We start from the raw sequence: 20,446 nt of genomic DNA, 5'->3' as shown, positions 1-20,446 counted from the left end.
AAAAAAGCCTGATTCATTCGAATCAGGCTCTTTAGTAGTTTTCTCTTAAATTCTTATTTCAATTCGACGATTTTCTTCACGCTGTAAACTTCGTTAGAAACTACATAAGCGTATTTACCTGCTGGGTAAGCAGAAAGATCGAAAGCTTTAGCATATTCAGTATTAGCTACGTCTTTGTCAGAGTAGATCAAAGTACCGTAAGCATCATAAATTTTTACTTTAACAGCTTCTCCTTCTAGTTTAGAGAACCTCACGACTACTTTAGATTCTGCTGCTTGTCTGATCTGTACGTTTAGTTCTGAGCTAACTACTTTTTCAGCGTTGTCCGCAGCGAAAGCAGAAGTAGAGATGGCAACTAGTAGAGATAAAGCGATTGTTTTTAGTGTCGTTTTCATGATGTGTAATTTTATCTTTTTTGAATTTGATTACGATGCAAACTAAGAGCAGGGTAGGACAGATTTAAAGTGAAAATCGGTGAGCTTAAATTTTTTTTCGGTGAAGTGAAGAGTATAAATAGTGTTTGATAAAGCTGTTTAATTGCGCCATGTAGGTACATAGAAATGGTAGGTTGGTTCAAATATACCTTTGATACCTTGTGGGGTTCTATCAGATAGCAGTTCATGGGTTGGAAGTTGGAATCAAAGCTACAATTTGAAGAATCGGAACAAGGGGTCGGGATTGTACTATCACAAATTAATAAAGTGCAAAATTGTGAAATTTGGATTTTATCATCTGTATTTTTTGACATGTCATAATCCGTGTTTTAATCAGTTGTTTATGAGTGGTTTAGGTGTAGAGTTTGTCTGCTGAAATGGGTGGGTGGCTCTGCTCTATAAAAGCTTTGTCTCAATTAATATCAAAAATTGGTCGTATTTTGACAATTTCGCATGCAGCAATTCGAGAAAAGGATAAAAGAGTAGTAATCTTTTGACAATCAACTAATGAGAAATTTTATTGTGGTCATCCTAATGACCATGGGTATAGCTGCGCATGCCCAAAACCAATCCGTAGAATTTGTAGAGAGAACCGTTCGAGTCAAATTCTTAGAAAACCATGGTTTGAATTTAGCTTCAAATCAGAACCTTACCACCAGTCAGGCTTCACTTTCGTTGGGTAACTCACAACTGGATCGAATCAACAATCGCTATTCTGCACAACAGATTCGACGTGTATTTCCATATGCAGGCAAGTTTGAAGATAAGCATCGTAAATATGGTTTGCATCTTTGGTATGATATCACGGTTGGAGAAAACATAAGTGTTGAAAATCTATTGAAGGCTTACGGTCAGTTAGATGTTGTTTCTATGGCTGAGCCTGTCACTGTATACAATAGTGGTGCAGATGGGGAAATGCAAACGGTCAATGACCCTAGATTTGTTGAACAATGGCACTATGAAAATACTGGGCAAACGGGAGGTCTTAGCGGAGCAGATATTTCTTTGTCAGAGGCATGGCAAGTAGAAACAGGCGACAATAGAGTTGTAGTTTCTGTTCACGATTCAGGTATTGATATCTATCATCCTGATCTAGCCAATATGCTGTGGACCAATGAAGGTGAAATCCCTAACGATAACCTCGATAACGATAACAATGGATTCGTCGATGATTATTACGGTTACAATTTTGCAGCTGAGGTGGTAGGAGGAGATCCTTCTAGTGTCTATGACTATCATGGTCATGGCACACATACTTCAGGTACGATTGCTGCTCAGAACAATAATGGAGTCGGCGTATCTGGTGTCGCGGGCGGTACAGGCTCAAATGATGGCGTGAGAATCATGATGATGAGGTTGGGAGATGACTATGGTTCTAATTCCATCTATAATCCAGCCCCGTCCTTCGTTTATGCAGCAGATATGGGAGCTGTTATTTCTTCCAATAGTTGGGGTGGTGGTAGTTTCAATCAGTCCATCTATGATGCCATTCAATATTTTGTAGCAGAAGCCAAAAGCCCTGCATTGAATGGAGGGCTGGTTGTTATGTCTTCAGGTAATTCATCGAGTTCTTATCCTGATTATCGCTCCGATATAGATGGGGTTATTATGGTGTCAGCCACTAATCATGTGGATCAACTGGCCTGGTACTCCAATTATGGCCAATGGGTCGATATTAGTGCACCGGGTGGAGAGACTAATTATTATGGACAAGGAGTCTTGAGTACTTTACCGGGCAATAGTTATGGTTTTTTTCAGGGTACATCGATGGCATGTCCGCATGTAACTGGGGTGGCTGGTTTAATAGTATCTAAGGCCTACGGTACAGGCTTGACCAGGCAACAATTGAGCGAAGCTCTAATCAGTTCTACAGATCCAATAGATGAATTGAATCCTGCATATGCGGGACAAATGGGAAGTGGTAGGGTTAATGCTGCTGCTGCACTCGAAATGGTAGGGGCTGGTGCTGGATCTAGTGGCGATATATTGTTTGAACCTATGGCATTTGAAATGGAAATTCAAGCGGGTGAGCTTAGATCCGAAACCATAACAATTACGAATACTTCTGAATTTGAAGTTACGCTTAATATCCTTGAACCTGAAGTGGAGTGGATTCAGATTGAGTCTGGGGCTCTAACCATTTCCTCGGGTAGTACTGCCAAATTGCCTATTAAAATTTTGGCAGATACGGAGATGGGCGCTCATCAGACTGAGATTAGATTTACTCATCCATCGATTTCGGGGCTTGTAACGAACCGTTTGCCTGTTTTTGTATACACTCTAGGTGAACCTGAATTAGTCAGTACTGATACCCTGCAGTTTCCCGATGTATACCCCGGTCAAGTGGTTTTTCAGGATGTCACCATCTCTAATTCTGGTACTGACTACATCACCTTAGAGTCAGTATCAATAACCAATTCATATTTTGGAATTGATTTTGAACCCATAACAATAGCACCTGAGTCACAAGTGGCAATGCCCGTTTCATTTATTCCAGAAACAAGTGGTCAGAAAATAGATTCTTTGGTTTTCCAGACAGATCAGGAAGGTGATTTGGCTGGGCATACTGTGGTTTTAACTGGGTTTAGTAAATCTACAACTCCACCTTCATTGGTATTAAGTCAAGATACAGTGAATTTAGGTTTGGACAACCTAGGAAGTGGTGTCATTAATGTTACTTTAACCAATGAAGGAGAGGACGACCTCATTTATTCTTTGGAGAGATACCCTAACGAATTTTACAATCCTGACAGTCAACAAGACGGGGAAGTTGATTATCTGGGAAGGTATAGGAAAAGCTTGGATCTACCTGTAGACAATATTTTAGATCTGGCATGGGATGGAAATTACCTCTGGATGCTCCAGGATGAATCAGGATTCATATTTCAGTTTGATCTGGAAAATGAATTAGTTTTAGATACTTTGATATCCGAAGCTACTAGTCCTCGCTCTATAACGAGTGACGGTGAGTATATATACGAACACGATAACTCCAATAATCAAATTTTCAAGTATAGTCTCAGTGATACCAGTATCACAGTTTTCGAGAATTTGACAGCTTTTATGGGTGACGGTATTGCCGTTGATCATAGAGGAATATGGGGGACATCTTATGGTGATATCATTTTAATAGACAAGGAGAGTGGAGAGGAACTATCAAGAAGCTATAGTTCCTATGCAAGAAATTCTAGAAGTCTCATAGCAGTTGCCGGTAGGATTGTGTGTCTTACTTCATCTTATTTAGTCTCTGTTAGAAATAGTTCATATGGTTATCTTGATAGATATTCCTACCTGGCAGGATTTGATGTGGATCAATTCATGGGATTGGCTTTTGATGGTTCAGGAGGATGGTCATATCATGAGGAGGCTGGTAAACTGGTTTATTTTGATATTTATCGAGATTTTACCACTACCGATACCTATCAAAGAACACTCATGGGTGGTGAGTCAGTTGAATTGACATTTTGGTATGATCTGTATGATCATGATAGAGGGCTTACCTATCAAGACCAATGGAATATTGTAAGCAATGATATTGATGAGCCAGAAAGGCTCATTACGGTTAATGCACATGTGCAGGACGAGATTGATTTGTCGGTTACCCAGTTCAATTCTAGTATCAATACTTCTACCGGTTATCAATATTTAGACACCTTGGTTATTTACAACAATAGCTTTACTGCAGCCGCATTAGCAAACCCTGTAACTGTTGATGATGCTCGAATAGTCATTGGTGAACATGCTCAGATAGTTGAGTCTTTTTCAGAGTTGAAAGTGCCTTATTCTATGGAGTTGTCAGAACCAGCTGAGTTCCAGGCTACTTTTTCCATTACCTCATATGAGCCGATTCCATTAATAGAAGTGGTTGCATCCGTAAAAGTTCAGTATCCACCTTCTATTTCTATTGATACAGAATCTATTAGCATGAGTATCTATGAACATGAATTGGATTCAGTGGATGTCACAATTACAAATTCAGGCTTAGGGCCGTTGTATTATGATATTTTGAATGACCCTAACCCAGACACACATGTGCTTGGGCAGTCAAAAGTCTTTACAAACTTGTTTCCCAGGGTAGATAAGTCGGATACAGTTGATCTACATATGACTGGAGAGTTAATTTACCAATCTGAAGCCTATGAATCAGAATTATCTATCGAGAATACGGAACTACCTGTTTTAAGCGAACTTCTGGAAAACCTGAACATTAACTATTCATCAATCAATTCCCTAATTCCCAATCGCTATGATTTTTATGATGGAGAAACAGGTTACCGTATCTCTGATGGAGGAAACGATATGTATGATAGTGGTAACCGATTGAACACAGATCTTGGAGGTTCTATCAATTATACAGGAGGTAGCTTATCTACTTCTTATTATTTAAGAGATGCTGAATATTTTACTGCGAAATACCCAGGCCTGTTCGTGATGGCTGCAGATGTTTCTCAAGTTTCCAGTTTTTACATTACAGGAGGACTGGGGGCTGATGGATCCGGCTCTGTGGATGGAACCGAGTTGTCTATTCGAATCGGAGGTGATGAATATCTTGGGTTTGTCAAACGTGTCTACAATGCAGGTGATCCGTCGGTTAACCATTTGATTATTGTTAAAAACAATGGTCAGGTCAATCATTCATTTTATGCTGATACCAACAGTGATTATCATGAGGTAAATAACCTTGAGGAAATAGACCAACTTTACTACTTGCTCTTTGCAGGGCAATCTGGAGCGTACATTGATAATGCTCAAATGTTGGATATTATGCAGGCGTTTTTGGATGTGGCAGAAATAGAGTCATTGGAAGTGCCAGCCAACGAAACAATGGAAGTCCAGATTTATTTTGATGGAAATCAATTGGATACAGGTTTCTATAATTACGATGTGGAGATTGTCAGTAATGATCCAGAAAACCCCTCCATTGCCATTCCTACTGAATTGGAGGTGTTGCCGTCTCCGGTATTAAGGACTTTTGTTGATACGTTGAAGTTTGGAGACCATATGGTAGGGACAGAAAGATTTAAAACTCTAGAATATAGAAATGAAGGTAGCGATACACTGATCGTGTTCTCACATACCAGCTCCAATCCCGAATTGTTTCAGGTATACAATTTTCCTGATACGATTGCTCCTGGTGCTTATGGATATATTCCGATCACATTTAGACCTGATGCTGTAGGAGATTTTAAGGAAACAATCTTGATGTCTTCCAATGATAAGCTACACCCGGAAAAAGAAATTCCTGTTTCAGGAGCTGGGCTACCTTCAGCTATTATCAGCTATAACCCTTACCAAATGTATGATACTTTGGCTTTGGGAGAATCTGGTTCATTAGATTTTGAAATAGTAAATAAGGGAACAGAACCTACCTCTTATCGCTTGGTGGTAGAAGAAGCCGTTACCTATGGTGCAATTGATTCGTTGATCGAAAGACAGCGAACAATGAGTGGTGTTTACGATAAGGAAATATTAGTGGAGCAAGTGACCTTGCCATCAGGCAAAACTTTAGCTTCTCATATTTTACAGCCAGAAGAAGTCGCAGGTGGTATCCAATCTGTAGGCGGTAAAAATGTCTTGGTGTTAGGTACTGGATACAATTCTAATGTCCTGCTAGAGGTTGCCGAGGATTTAGAGGATACTGAACAGTTTAATTACATCGTCTACGTTGATACCAGATATACCATAGATATGGACTTAAATGGTCTCAAGTATTTTGATGCGATTCTGTTCTTTAGTTGGGATAGAAGTCACGGGCTTCCTGAGGAGTATGGAGATTTATTGGCAGATTATGCTGATGCAGGTGGCGGTGTGGTCATGGCCTTAGAGGAGCCTTTAGAAAATGGTTTGTAAGGACGATGGGTTAGCGATCCTATGTATTCCGTATTTAACAATTCGGATATCAATATGATTATGCCATATGATGAAATAGGGCTCGGAGAAGTGCATTTACCTGCTCACCCACTCATGAATGGAGTCAACACTTTTAGTGGAGGTTATTACTCGTACAGAACAGATGCTACTGCCGATGATCTTCAGGAAGGAGTAGAATTGGTGGCATCCTGGTCTGATGGTTCTCCTTTAATTATGGTGAAGGAAACTGATAATTTTAAATTGGTCCAGTTAGGTTTCAACCCAGTTTCAAGTGATTATTCGTGGGGCTTGTGGGACAGCAGTACGGATGGTATGAACATTATCAGCAATGCGCTGAACTATGTGGCGGGGGGGCTCAAAGGGACTGAAGTCGACTGGGTTACTTTATCATCATATGAAAGTGATTTATTGGAACCAGGCAGTCCTCATACCATAACGGTCGATTATTCTACCGTCCTGGAGGAAGAAGGCTGGCAGACGGCCCGTATTACAGCTTTTGGTGGAGACAGTAGACAAGCTTTTCCCGATACATTCTTAGAAATTTTTGTAGATGCTACATCGGATTTGATAGCAGCAGATACATTGGATTTTGGCGAGATCACTGTAGGAAGTGAGCTGGCCAAATCGTTTAACCTTTTAAATCAAGGGAATGGTTCTGCCCAATATGTCATCACTGGAGATACGCTAGGTGTGATTATGGATGGCTTGTATGACACCCTTTTGATAGGAAGTAACAGTACCAGGCTCCATCAGTTAAGTCTGATGGTAAAGGAAGTTGGAGAGCTGCACGAGAAAGTCCTCATTCATAATCTTACAGATGAGCAGGAAGCCATCGAGGTAGTTTTAAGAGCAGAAATTAAGTCGCCTGGAATTATAAGGATTACCCCAGAATTAGTTGATGTAGAGGTAGCATATCAAGGGGAAACCAATGGGATTTTTATGTTGCATAATGATAGTGAGGCAGATTTGGATTTCGAATTCAGTGCATTCCATTTGCAAGGATTGTCTGAACCTATCGCTCCGGTGGTTCGAATGGATAATGAACAAGTTCCATCAAAGTTGGAAACTGATAACCGAATCGGTGGGCCAGCTCTCGACGGTATTGGAGAGGATAGTTATGGTTATATTTTCGTTGACAGTGAGGAAGAGGAAGGTCCGTCCTATATATGGAACGATATATCCACGGCGGGAGAATCGCTGACATTGGCAGACGATGGAATGCATCGAATAGAGCTGCCTTTCGAGTTTCCTATCTATGGAATCATGAAGAAGGAAGTCTACATTAGCGCCAATGGTTTGCTCTCCTTTGACGAAAAAGCGGGTAACCCGATCAATACTCAGTTGCCTTCGGGTTCGGCACCTAATGGAATTATTGCTGCGTTTTGGAAAGACCTGAACCCGGGTCTTGGTGGACAAATTCATTATGTGTTGAATGATGATCAGCTGATTGTTCAATACAGCGAGGTACCGGATTATGAAGAAAGCGGTGTGTTTACCTTCCAAATTAAAATTCTCTCATCTGGGGATATCTTTTTCTACTATAAGGAGATGACTGGTAAGATTAATGATGCTACCCTGGGAATAGAAGATTTGACTGGCAGCAAAGGACTGCAGGTGGCTTTCAATACAGAATACATCACAGATGGATTGGCAGTAGAGATCTTGCATCCTGAACTCAGGATTTTACCAGCATTCAGTTCAGGAAGTATTGCAGCGGGAGATTCATTGGAGGTTCCATTTCTTTACCATCCACTAGACGATCTGGGTGGTTATCACATGGATCAATTGTTGGTCGCTAGTAATGATACGATTAATCCTACTAGTCAGGTGTTTATTCATTCATGGGTTGAGGGGCCTGCGAATATTGCAGCGGAAAAGGATACCCTATTAATGGATACTACTTATATCGATCAATATGATTTTGCAAGAAACTTCTACAGGAATGATAATGTAGGTGTGCTGAAAATCGATTCGATCAAAAGTTCCAGTGATCAGTTTGCGGTGATGATGCCTCGATATCAGGTGCTGATTGATGAAGATGGTGTCCAGGCCAATCTGGAATATGAAAATATTACGCGTTACCTAAATGGAGAAATTACTGGTATTGTTGATCCTTTAGAAATCAAACTGGTAACAAGGAATCAAGATGGGACCAAGGTCGTCCAGGATATCAATTTTTATACGCCTAATGATTCTGTGATCAGTATTAATACGACTATTGAATGGGGGCTTTCGATCGACTGGGGTTTTGCTCAGGAAGAAATGTATTTGGAGGTATATACTGAGCAACAGTTAAGTGGAGCCATTTCTGAAAGATTTGTTCCAGTTCAAGATTGGATTTATCACAATTCGACTTCTGGGAATGTTAGAGTCCTCTATCGACCAACAAGGGTCGAGACAGATACTGCACAAATAGTAGCTTACAGTAATGCACTCGAGTCAACAGAGATGAGTTTTACTGCCATAGGAACTGGCAAAAGCTCAGCGGCTTCAATTTCTATCAATGTTAGGGAGTTGAAAGAGCACCTGGTGGTGAATGATAGTTCCGAACAGGCCTTTGAAATTTCTAATGTGGGTACGGATTCATTGTATTTGAGTTTAAGAAAGAAACGTTTCGAATTCGAATCGAATTACCAACCCATAGTAGTTGAAGAGTTTGATGAGACTGTGTTGACGACCAATGACGGAAGTATGAAATGGAGAGCTCCTCAGGATGAAACATTGGAAAATAGTCATTCAGATAATAGTGCACGGATTTTAGAAGAACCTTTATATGATGGGGTGTTTTATGGAACACTATCGGCTGGTTTTGATACATATTTAGGATACGGTGAATTGGGTTCTCCTGAGGAATTATCGATTGAAAAAAGTATATGGTCTGGTCCCTTCTATTTAGGGGCTGAATACCTTTATGGTAGCAGTACCGAGTTGCTTTTACTTGGATCTGGTGGTGAACTGTTTTTATATGATTTTAATGATCAGACAAGTCTTAGGATAGCCACTCTAGAAGGAGACTCAGATTGGACAGGCTTGGCTACTGATCCAAAAACTGGCGAGCTATATGGGGTTACATTGACAAGTTTATTTAAAATAGACCAATATAGTTTTGAAACTGATCATATTGGGTTGATCGGCTTTGACTGGGTCATTGGTCTAGCAATTAACAATGAATCGGAAATCTATGCATACACACTGGATAATGAATTTTTATCTATCGATGTGTCTACTGGTGCAGGGACTTATATAGGAGATATTGGATTTAATGCCAATTATGGGCAAGATATGGCCTATGATCTGTCTAATGATGCGATTTTTATGGCTTCCTATTCTTCTTCATATGGAGGGCAATTGAGAATAGTGAATGAAGAAACAGGTGCCACAGAGGTAATAGGTCAGTTAGCTACCAACATGCCTAATGATCAGGTATCAAGTATAGCCTTCCCGATGGTTGGTAATAGTTATGGTCTTTCCTTGAATGTGAGAGATACAGTTCTGGCCCCAGGTCAAAGTCTGGAAGTAATAGCAGGCTTCAATTCTAAGGGATTGATGAATGGAACCTATAGATCAGAGGTGACCATTACCAGCAATGATTATAGTCATCCGCAGGTAGAGATACCGGTAGAGTTGTTGGTGTCTGGTAACGATCCTGCTGTTGGAGATTATGACAAAATCATCAACTTTGGTATGACTACTCTGTACGACACCTTGTCTGCCGAATGGACAGTATGGAATGATGGAATGGAAGTATTGATTTTGAACCTGGAAGAGTTGGGCAATGGATTTGTGCTTCAGGATTCTACCCAGGATTCGGTGAGAATAGATGTTGGTTCATCGAAGCGCATTGGTTTCTATTTTATCCCAGAGGAGGCTGATACTTATGAATTTAAATCCAAGTGGCGCACCAATGATCCGAACAATGAATTGATAGCAGTGACACTTTCTGGGGCTGGTCAGCGATCAGAAACGCATCTGGAGATGGATCAAATGCAATTGGTATTCGAAGGAGTAAGAGGTGTGACAATCGACCAGGCGATTAACTTCTACAGTATGGGATCGGACACGGTGGTGTATGATTTTAGATTGGGAGATGAGACTGTATCATGGATCAGTTTGGAGCGAGACAGTACAAGTCTTGCGCCAGATTCAACTAGACAGTCGGTGATTCAAGTCAATACCACTGATTTAGAGGTAGGTACTTACGAAAGCTATCTGGTACTTACTAGCAATGATCCATACTATGATAGTCTGACCCTACCAGTGACGCTAGAGGTATTCAATCAGGACTTGATTGTGGAGCAAGCCTTTGAGCTGCAAGTATTGGCGATAGAGGAAGATACACTAAGGTATGATCTGTCTACCTTCTTTAGTGATCCGGATCTGGATGAGTTGAGTTATGTGGTTAGCACAGCAAACGGCCTGGCAGGATTCGAGTTATTGGAATCCAACCTTGCCATCTGGGGTGAGACTGCTGGTGAAGATCAGGTAGTAGTGCGAGCTACCGACGGCAATGGATCAGAAGCTGAGGTGCAGATTCCCCTGTTGCTGAACGATAGACCGATTGTTACTACAGCTCTAGAGAATCAGATAGTAACTCTGGGCCATGATTTTGTGACTGCTTTTGAGATAATGGATCACTTCGAAGATGTAGATGCCTTGTCAGTAGATATTGAAGCAACAGAAATGGCTGCTATACAGGTATCGGATGATCTGATGGTGTCTATCAAAGGACTGCAAGCAGGGCAGGTCGAACTGATGGTAACTGTATCTGATGGGAACCATGAAGTGTCGCAAGTGCTGAACTTGACAATCAATAGCCCGGTTGTGGTGGATAGAAGTTTTGAGCAGCAATTATTGGCAATTGAGGAGGATACATTGAGATTGGATTTGACTAGCTTCTTTAGCGACGCAGACGCGGATGATCTATCCTATGAGGTGACACAGCTCAACGAGCATTCTGGTTTCGAGGTAGAAGGGACTCAGTTGATCATATGGGGTGAAAGCACGGGTGAATCTCAGGTGATGGTCCATGCTTCCGATGGTAAAGGGGGGACTGGAGAAGTCGCCATTCCATTGATGATGAATCATAGACCTGTAGTGTCTAATCCATTTGCCAGTTATTATCTGACCATAGGGGATAGTTTCCAGCCATCATTGATGTTGGGGGACTATTTTGAGGATGTGGATGGTCAGGACTTGACGGTAGCCATTGATTCTTCGGACTTTGTACATTTCGTGATCTCTGAGAATATGCAACTGTTGATCAAGGGACTGCAAGTAGGTAACGATACGGTTACTGTCACTGTATCGGATGGGTATCACGAGGTGAACCAATCACTGATTCTGGTGATCAACGAGGAATTGCTCAAGTTGTATCCCAACCCGGCCATTGATTTCTTTACGGTTAACTTCCCAATAGAAATTGATGATCAATTGGAGTTCAGGCTCATTGATATGGGTGGGGTAATAGTGAAATCCTGGGATGTAAACCCGACAGACGAAAACAGTGTCAAGCTAGGTGTGCTTGGAGTGGAATCAGGACTCTACTTTTTGGAGATTTTCCAAGGAGAGGAACGTTTGAGTCAGGAAAGAATAATGATCAAATAATAGAAAAGGGAGTAGCTAAGCTGCTCCCTTTTTTGTTTTTACATATGTGCTTCAAATTTTGCACTGTCTTTAAAAGCACAGAGATTTCCATCTGGATCGTAAAATTTGGCCACAGTACCCCAGTTGTGTTCTTGATAGTCCACGCTTACTCCTTCTGATTCTAATTGAGTGGCTAGCTTTTTTACATTGGGCACGTTCATGCGTAGACAAGTTCTGATTCTACTAGAGTCATTGCCGTCATCAAGGTATTCATCATCCATTTCGATCATGAGATAGGAAGATCCAAATTCGAAACACGTGAGCGCTTCAGTATGGAAAAGCTTTTTAAGACCTAATTTTTGTTCATAAAATTGAAGGCATGCCTCATAGTCGATCACATACAAGATGATGCCTGTTCGATCAAAATTCATTGCAAAGGGGTTATTGTTGTTTGTTAATGTTAAGATAGCAAAAATCTGTGGGATTGACAGGCCTCTTATTTAGTCAGTCTATTTTGCTGATTAGCGATATATTGGATGCATTAAGCGATTTGAAAAGAAAGACATTCGTTTTTGATACTATATTGGCGTTATGAAACTAGTAATATCAACTCTGCTATTTTTCTCCTCTTTGGTTCAGTCATTTGGACAAGTCCTTATCGAAGATAGTGTTCGTAATGTTTATGGATTTGCAATAGCTGCTCCGCAACCCCAGGATATGGAAAGGTTCGTTCAATTCATCGATCAGGAGTTAGGCCCTAACGGGATCAATACTTTGGTTCTTCGAGTAGATTATGGATATGAATATGAGTCCTATCCCAACCTGAGAAACGAAAATCCACTGAGCAAAAAGGAAGTAAAGAAGATCGTTGCTGCTGCTCAGAAATGGAACATACAATTGATCCCTCAGATCAATTTGCTTGGGCATCAATCCTGGGCTGGTGATTTGGAAATGCTATTGACAGAATATCCAGAGTTTGATGAAACTCCTCATGTCTCAATGCCCAGGGAATACAAGTGGCCCAATGAGGATGGTTTGTACTGCAAAAGCTATTGTCCCCTGCACCCAAAAGTACATGAGGTCGTTTTTGCTCTGGTAGATGAAGTGACCGAAGTGTTTGAGTCCAAAGCTTTTCATGCCGGGATGGACGAGGTGTTTTACATTGGTGACGATAAGTGTCCAAGATGTGCAGGAAAGAATAATGCACAGCTTTTTGCGGATGAAGTGGGACGAATTCGCGATCATTTGGCTCAGTCAGGTAGAGAGCTTTGGATTTGGGGAGATCGCATGCTGGAAGGTGAGATCAGCGGTCTAGGTATGTGGGAGGCCAGTGAAAATGGTACAGAGGCCTCTATCGATCTTGTTCCGAAGGATATTGTCGTTTGTGATTGGCATTACAATGTGGCAGAACCGACTCCAGCCATTTTTGCATCCCGGGGGCTTCAAGTTGTTTCCTGTTTTTGGAACAAGGAAGAGGTAGCGCTAGCACATATGGAGATGATGGACTTCTTCAAAGCGAATAGCAACGAAACCATGCGTCCAAAATATCTTGGTACGATGCAGACTATCTGGAGTCCTGCCAAACCATTTTTGGATGCTTACTATGAAGTGGAGGGTAGTTCCCAATCTAGCCTGGATCAAGCAGCGAGCTTCAAGGCTATGTTGAAGTATATTAAAGAGCAAGAGTGATTTCTAAATTTTAGGGGATTGTCAAAATAGATTGGCAGCTCGGTTCCTTTGGTTTAGCTTTGTTTGATCATTGTTTATCAAACTTAAACTGGTGCTGAAATCCGTAAGCTTCCTTGCTCTTCTGTGTTTATTGCTGTTCGCTTTTAGTTTGGCGGTAGGTTCTGTATGGATACCGGTAGGGGATATGTTCAATATTTTGTTTGACCCGGCAGAGGACCAGTTGGTTTGGCAAAATATCCTGATCCAATATCGCTTGCCTAGAGCGCTTTCCGCCTTTGCGGCTGGTATTTCCCTGAGTTTGAGTGGTCTTTTCATGCAAACCTTTTTTCGCAATCCATTGGCGGGTCCTTACGTGCTTGGGATTAGTGCTGGCGCTAGTTTAGGGGTAGCTGTTGTCGTATTGGGTAGTTCTGTTTTTGGGATGATGGGCTATGTGCTGGATGCCAATGTATCCTTGACTTTTGGCGCTGTGTTGGGATCATTTCTGGTCTTTATGGTCGTTATTTATTTTTCGACTCATGTATCAGATCACACTTCCTTGCTAATCATTGGCTTGATGTTTAGTAGTGCGACTAGTGCTGTGGTAAGCGTGATGCAATATTTCAGTAATCCGGAGGATATCCAGTCTTATCTGATCTGGACATTTGGAGACTTGGGTAGTGTCACGATGAGTGAGTTGACTTTGATGCTTCCATTACTGTTTTTGGGATGGGTATTGTCATTGACGTTGGTGAAGTCTCTCAATATTTATCTGATCGGTAACAACTATGCCAGAAATGCCGGTTTGAATATCAAGATGTCAAAATATGCGATCATTTCTATCACGGCTTTACTGGCTGGAACTGTGACCGCTTATTGTGGACCGATAGCCTTCATAGGCCTGGCAGGACCGCACATTGCACGGATGATATTGAATACATCAGATCATAAGAAATTGATTCCTTATTCTGCTTTGATTGGAGCTGCAGTGCTGCTCTTTTGTGATGTGATTTCCCGTTTGCCAGGTTTACCTCAAGCCTTGCCTTTGAATGCGATCACCTCGCTTTTGGGAGGTCCTCTGGTGATCTATTTGATTGTAAAGAAAAAGAACCTTCAAAATAGCTTCTGATGAATAGTCTGCGTACCAATAATCTTTCTATCGGCTATGACCATAAGATAATCGCCAAAGAGGTCAATCTGGAATTAAACCCTGGCAAGCTGGTCTGTCTGATTGGTCAAAATGGAGTGGGCAAAAGCACCTTGCTAAGGACTCTGGCTGCTTTGAAAGAACCTATAGCAGGAGAAGTGACTTTTGGTATGGAACCCATCAGTCAAATAGACAGGAGGGATCTCGCTCGCAGTATTGGGGTGATCACCACCGACAAGATTGGGATGAGCAATATGAGTGTTCGTGAATTGGTGGCTCTCGGACGTTTTCCTTATACCAATTGGATTGGGAAAGAGGAGGAAGAGGATCGCCTGAAAATTCAGGAATCTATCGATCGCTGTAAGATCAACTACATCGAAAATGCTAAGCTCGGGCAGTTAAGTGACGGCCAATTCCAAAAAGCGATGGTGGCAAGAGCATTGGCTCAGGATACACAATTTATCCTGATGGACGAACCGACGGCTCATCTGGATGTAGTTAACCGACTGGATATGTTTGCCCTGTTTTCTGACATCATTACTCAAACACAAAAGTCAATTTTGGTTTCAACTCACGAATTGGATCTTTCCCTGCAATTTGCTGATGAACTCTGGTTGATGGATTTTAATCAACCCATAGTTTGCGGATCTCCGCAAAGGTTGATCGACGAAGGAGCCATTTCAAAGATTTTTCACCATGAAGAATATGAAATTGACCTTTCGGTAGCCCGAAGCATGATTCGCAAAAAAAAGTGAGTCAAATCCAAAGATCAATCTTTGTCGATATTGCTGATGATCTGGTCCACTTCTTTGAGCATTTTGTCTAGGGCCTGAGTATAGGCTTCATGACTCATGTCTTCTTGAGAAAGCAAACTATCCATTTCGTCTAACAGATGTACCTCAGATGCCAAAAGTGCCGAATCTTCAGGTATATCTGGTGAATGTAGAATCAAAGCATTTTTGATGTGGAGTTGGGCGTAGCGCAGTGCTGACCTTCCCTCTTTTAACTGGTTCGATTCTGAATACTTTTCAGCTACTTCTAATTCGGCGAATGCGAGATTTCCTAAGGCAAATTCAAAGGCCTTGAGTAGTTCAGTAGAAGGAATAGAATCTCTTATCAGTTTGCGATGAACTTCTTCTAGTTTTTCTATTGCCTCTTCGAGGTGATCAAAACTGGCATCATCCACATCTTTCTCTAATTTCCAAATGGCCTGAATCGCTTGCTCTATGCTATAAGCACTCTTGTCGTGTCGATGCATGTCTTCATAATCGATGGCTTCCATCAGATAATCGTCCGGTTTGGCAGCCGAATCGTGAATGGTCGGATGCTGCTCAGCCTTTTTTTCTTCTTTGTTCCAAAAATAAAGAATGGCATAGAAGCCGCTGAGGATTAGAAAGGGTACAAGAAATTTCTTTTTCATCGGTTTTGCATTGGTTCGCAATTTACTTCAAAAATGACTTTCTCATTGGATTATTATGGATGGATCTCATTCTCTTTTTTTAATTAGTCTCCACTCATTTTAAGCCGTATTCCTTTAGCAATTGTACCCGCTCATGTTCTTTCTTGCTTCGTTCGAAAATTGTAGGAGGAGCCACTCTTTGTTTGCAATTGGATGCAGGACAGCGTTCACAGGTGTCATGTACTAATTTGGTTTTGATTCTTGGATCATTGATGAATTTGATCGTTTCTCGGGCTTTTTCATTGACCCTGATTCCAAGAGAAAGACTGTTGTTGATGCCTGGAGTGGGGCTGAAGGGTTTCGCTAAAGACAATAGAAGAAACTCATCTTTGGTATCTAGATATTGAGCTACATGGGCACCTCCAATGATCTGATCTGGTTTGTCTTCATGAATTTCAGCCAGATCGTTGAGCATACGGATAAATTCCCATCTTCTACAGAAGTGTTCCTGAAGCACCGTGCCCCTAGGCTGATGCTGGCGAGACAGGTGTAGCTCTTTACTCAATTGATAGTGGTCAGATCCGGGTTTGTGATTGAACTTGAAAAAGAACAATTCCTTTAGCCCGAAGGATGCAGGAAGGAGGTTCGTCATGCGCTGAAGCACCATTTCAGGGGTGGCATTGTATTCGCGCATGGTGTCGATTAGGATGTTTTGGTTCCAGGTTTCGTTGTTGAAAAAAACCTTGAGGTCTTTGATGAAGTCAACACGGTTGATTAGAACTGCAGAAGCGAAATAGGAGGCTTTGAAATCATTAAGCACCTGATCGAAACTATCAATTTTTACCCATGGCATAGTGTAGTTCCGTTCTTTGAAGCCCAGGTAGTTATAACCTACTTCTTTGGCCAGATAAAAGGCACGCTGGCGCGTACTCAATCGGCTGTTAAGAATCAGTTGCTTACGCTTTCTTTTGACAACCGTAAGGGTTCTCATGTCCTTCAAGGCGCTGTGCGTAGAAAAATCGTTCGATTCTACATTGTAGTTGTATTCTTCGGTAAGGTAATCTTCGAACTGTTGCGCTGATAGATGTTTTTGGCGGATGGCGTTTATTTTGTTGCTGAATTCCTCTGCGGCGGTTTCTATACTTTCAAAATAGTTTTCGTGAATCTCCTGATAGGATCTCAGCACTGAAAAGTAGAAAGTTTCAACCCTTACATCATAGTTTCTGCTGACTTCCAGCAAAGTACCTATAAAGGCATTGAGTTTCGAAGGTGCATTGGATAATAGATCTAGTAGCCTCGATGCTTCCAATCCAAAAAGATCCAAAGGCAATTCCGATAATATCCCAGAATGGATTAGCTGAGTGATAGGAGCTAATGTTTTGTCCAGGTTTTCTGACTTCAGATCTACTGGATGCACTTTAAGTGCATCTGCAAGCGCTATGATTTTATCAGTTTTGGGATACTTTTTACCTTTTTCTATCTCATTGAGATAAGATACTGAGATGCCACATTTATCCGAAAGACTTTGGAGGGAGAGGTTTTGTCGCAGGCGATATTGCTTCAGTTTAATCCCAAATATGAGTTTAATGTATTGCTTTTCTAAGGGCATATAGGCAGGTGGACTTTAACTTGTTTCATCATTTTGGGTGAAAAGTTGTAGCAAAGATGTGAGATGTGCAAAAAGTACAGCCGGAACTATGAATCCTGGCAACCAAACAAAGGGGAAATAAAAGACTGCAATGTTGGGCTGATCAAATCCAAACTTTTGGAAAGGAAGAGGAGTAGCAAGGAAAGCGTGACTTACAATGTTGATCAAAAGCAGAAGAGCCGCGATGTTCCAAATGATCGCTCCTAATTTGACCTTGCTTCTTAGTCCCACCATAAATATGGCAACAAAAGGCGCCGAAACCCCCGACAAAATATCGTAGTTGATTCCCTCGAAGGTGAGTAGGAAAGGCAACCACTTGACCAGGGCTAACCACCATAGTACGATTTCTACAGGTACTCTTACCAGATGTAAGTAAGTAAGAGATGTGATGGGGATTCGCATCAGGAAGGGACGCGATCGTTTGTTGAAGATGATCAGGATTGCAAATAGATTGGGTGGAAGAATGACCACTGCCAGTTTGGGAGGGAGCGTATCGAAATCAGCAAACCAACCATATAGCGCTAAAATTCCTATGAAAAATAGCCATACGATTAAGAAGGTGGAGATGAATAGCGCAGTGTTGCTTTTGTCCGCTTCTGCTCTTTTGAATCCGTAAAATAAAAAGCCAAATGTGGCGAGAGTTGTCAGTATAAAAACGACATAAACATAATAGGGAATCTCGTCTGTCATGTTTTTGGTGCTTGTCCGATCTAATTTACTAATTATCTTAATATGTTTGTTGAAGCCTGAGCGAAAAAGCATTTTGGATCCAGAAAATCTTGAAGCCCATTGATAGAGGAATTTGTAGGTCAGTTGAGAAAAGAGCTAGCAAGTGGTTTGCCCGGTTTGGAGGCGCAAATGCAGATGGCTCCTGCCAGACTTTCTGATATTAAAAGAGATTTTAAGCACAAAGAGCCTCCCAGAGAGAGTGCAGTGCTGATTCTATTTTATGAAGCTCAGGGTAAAATTCATTTCCCGCTAATGGTCAGGCCTATCTATCCAGGAGTACATAGTGGACAGATTTCATTCCCAGGAGGGAAGTTTGAGTTGACGGATTACAATCTGGAGGAGACAGCCCTGAGAGAAACTGAAGAGGAGATAGGAATACCTCGTGAACAGGTTAAGGTAGTAGGTCAGTTGAGTGCACATTATATCCCACCTAGCAATTTCAATATCGAACCCTATATTGGGTATTTGAAAGAAAAGCCTGTTTTTGTCAAAGATGAAAAGGAGGTAGATGAGGTGCTGGAAGTAAGGTTAGACGATCTACTGGATGAGAATCTGAGGAAAAGCAAATTGATACGGCCTTACCAGGGAGTAGAAATCAAAGCGCCTTATTTTGATATTCAGGACAAAGTAGTCTGGGGTGCGACCGCCATGATCCTAAGCGAACTAATAGAAGTAATTAAACAAACACCATATATCCATGAATGAACCTATGATCACCAACGATGCAGTAGTCTTTGGACTATTGATGATCCTGCTTGGGATTGTTTTCAAAACGAGCGCTTCAGCTCATCCTTTTTGGAAGAAGTTCTATACTTATGTGCCATCAGTACTCTTGTGCTATTTTTTGCCATCCATTTTCAATTCTTTAGGTGTGATTTCTGGAGAGGAATCCAAACTTTACTTTGTGGCTTCTAGATACATGCTGCCGGCCAGTTTGGTTCTGTTGACGATCAGTACAGATTTTAAAGAAATATACAAATTGGGCAAAAAGGCGGTCATCATGTTTTTGACCGGCACAGTGGGTATAGTGATAGGTGGCCCTATTTCGATTTTGTTTTTTGCCTGGGTGGCACCAGACATTGTAGGTGGGGATATTCATGATGTCTGGAGAGGTATGACAACCGTAGCTGGTAGCTGGATAGGAGGCAGTGCGAATCAGGCTGCCATGAAAGAAGTTTTTGAAGTCAATGATGAACTGTTTTCCAAAATGGTGACAGTGGATGTATTGGTAGCCAATGCATGGATGGCTGTGCTCCTGATCGGTGCAGGTAAGTCCAACCAAGTCGATAAAATCTTTGGAGCAGACTCTTCTGCCATTGAAAAAGTGAAGAAGAAAATTGAAGACTATCAGCTCAGTATTGCAAAAATCCCTTCAATGGCTGATTTGATGATGCTGTTGGCTGTTGGCTGTGGAGTGACGGCAACTGCTCATTTTGCATCAGACTTCATCGCTCCAGCTATTGAAGCAAATTATCCGGGATTGGCTCAGTATAGTCTGACTAGTGGGTTCTTTTGGTTGGTGGTGATCTCGACTACCATCGGATTGGGACTTTCTTTTACCAAACTGAGAGAGCTGGAAGGAGTCGGCGCTTCCAAAATTGGTAGTGTGTTTATGTACGTATTGATCGCTACTATCGGGATGAAAATGAACGTAGTAGCCATTGTAGAATCTCCTGGTTTATTTCTTGTAGGCATTGTTTGGATGCTGGTACATGTGGGTTTACTTCTTGGAGTAGCCAAGTTGATCAAGGCCCCATTCTTCTTTGTGGCTGTAGGCAGTCAAGCTAATGTAGGTGGGGCAGCTAGTGCTCCGATCGTGGCATCTGCCTTTCATCCTTCTCTTGCCCCAGTAGGAGTGTTGTTGGCTGTGTTGGGCTATGCATTGGGGACTTACGGGGCATATTTATGCGGAGTATTGATGCAGTTAGTATCTGGAGCCTAAGTTTGGCTAAAACCAAATGAACTTG

The 20,446-nt window shown here is 41.6% G+C and carries 12 protein-coding genes; 7 read left to right on the top strand and 5 right to left on the bottom strand.

Annotation, left to right across the window (positions count from 1 at the left end; all coding sequences use genetic code 11):
• Positions 1 to 53: 53 nt before the first annotated feature.
• Positions 54 to 395 carry a T9SS type A sorting domain-containing protein gene (locus N7U62_RS07900; protein ID WP_264137391.1) on the bottom strand — a complete coding sequence of 114 codons (342 nt, stop codon included), beginning with the start codon at positions 393 to 395 and terminating at the stop codon, positions 54 to 56.
• A gap of 546 nt (positions 396 to 941) precedes the next feature.
• Here N7U62_RS07900 and N7U62_RS07895 point away from each other — a divergent pair.
• Together N7U62_RS07895 and N7U62_RS07890 are read left to right on the top strand one after the other, a co-directional pair.
• The gene (locus tag N7U62_RS07895) at positions 942 to 6,284 is read left to right on the top strand and encodes a S8 family serine peptidase (protein WP_264137390.1); all 5,343 of its coding nucleotides are present in this window, start codon (positions 942 to 944) and stop codon (positions 6,282 to 6,284) included.
• A 21-nt stretch (positions 6,285 to 6,305) separates the two neighbouring features.
• Complete coding sequence (locus tag N7U62_RS07890) at positions 6,306 to 11,909, top strand: NIDO-like domain-containing protein (RefSeq protein ID WP_264137388.1); 5,604 nt, start codon at positions 6,306 to 6,308, stop codon at positions 11,907 to 11,909.
• Between the two features lie 38 nt (positions 11,910 to 11,947).
• On the opposite strand, the gene N7U62_RS07885 is transcribed toward N7U62_RS07890, so the two are convergent.
• Positions 11,948 to 12,319, bottom strand: a complete 372-nt coding sequence (locus tag N7U62_RS07885) for a VOC family protein (RefSeq protein ID WP_264137387.1) — start codon at positions 12,317 to 12,319, stop codon at positions 11,948 to 11,950.
• A gap of 160 nt (positions 12,320 to 12,479) precedes the next feature.
• Between N7U62_RS07885 and N7U62_RS07880 the strand changes: the two genes are divergently transcribed.
• The 3 genes from N7U62_RS07880 to N7U62_RS07870 all read left to right on the top strand — a co-directional run bounded on the left by N7U62_RS07880 (position 12,480) and on the right by N7U62_RS07870 (position 15,458).
• On the top strand, positions 12,480 to 13,577 hold the full coding sequence (locus tag N7U62_RS07880) for a family 20 glycosylhydrolase (protein WP_264137385.1): 1,098 nt from the start codon (positions 12,480 to 12,482) through the stop codon (positions 13,575 to 13,577).
• Positions 13,578 to 13,668: 91 nt separating this feature from the next.
• Positions 13,669 to 14,685 (top strand): FecCD family ABC transporter permease, encoded by a 1,017-nt coding sequence (locus N7U62_RS07875; protein WP_264137384.1) that lies wholly within the window; start codon positions 13,669 to 13,671, stop codon positions 14,683 to 14,685.
• Entirely contained in the window at positions 14,685 to 15,458 is a 774-nt protein-coding gene (locus tag N7U62_RS07870; RefSeq protein ID WP_264137383.1) for an ABC transporter ATP-binding protein, read from the top strand. Before N7U62_RS07875 ends, N7U62_RS07870 begins: the two co-directional genes overlap by 1 nt.
• A 14-nt stretch (positions 15,459 to 15,472) precedes the next feature.
• Here the strand turns inward: N7U62_RS07870 and N7U62_RS07865 are convergent, their stop codons facing one another.
• From N7U62_RS07865 to N7U62_RS07855, 3 genes are all read right to left on the bottom strand, one after another.
• The gene (locus N7U62_RS07865; RefSeq protein WP_264137382.1) at positions 15,473 to 16,123 is read right to left on the bottom strand and encodes a hypothetical protein; all 651 of its coding nucleotides are present in this window, start codon (positions 16,121 to 16,123) and stop codon (positions 15,473 to 15,475) included.
• Between the two features lie 94 nt (positions 16,124 to 16,217).
• On the bottom strand, positions 16,218 to 17,711 hold the full coding sequence (locus N7U62_RS07860; RefSeq protein ID WP_264137381.1) for an XRE family transcriptional regulator: 1,494 nt from the start codon (positions 17,709 to 17,711) through the stop codon (positions 16,218 to 16,220).
• Positions 17,712 to 17,726: 15 nt separating this feature from the next.
• Entirely contained in the window at positions 17,727 to 18,440 is a 714-nt protein-coding gene (locus N7U62_RS07855) for a hypothetical protein (protein WP_264137380.1), read from the bottom strand.
• A 99-nt stretch (positions 18,441 to 18,539) separates the two neighbouring features.
• Here N7U62_RS07855 and N7U62_RS07850 point away from each other — a divergent pair, with 99 nt between their 5' ends.
• The gene (locus N7U62_RS07850; RefSeq protein ID WP_264137379.1) at positions 18,540 to 19,184 is read left to right on the top strand and encodes an NUDIX hydrolase; all 645 of its coding nucleotides are present in this window, start codon (positions 18,540 to 18,542) and stop codon (positions 19,182 to 19,184) included.
• On the top strand, positions 19,177 to 20,421 hold the full coding sequence (locus N7U62_RS07845) for a DUF819 family protein (protein ID WP_264137378.1): 1,245 nt from the start codon (positions 19,177 to 19,179) through the stop codon (positions 20,419 to 20,421). Before N7U62_RS07850 ends, N7U62_RS07845 begins: the two co-directional genes overlap by 8 nt.
• Positions 20,422 to 20,446: the final 25 nt, after the last annotated feature.

The sequence above is a fragment of the Reichenbachiella ulvae genome (assembly GCF_025833875.1).
In the GTDB taxonomy this organism is placed as follows: domain Bacteria; phylum Bacteroidota; class Bacteroidia; order Cytophagales; family Cyclobacteriaceae; genus Reichenbachiella; species Reichenbachiella ulvae.
This window is presented reverse-complemented; position numbering and strand designations above follow the sequence as displayed.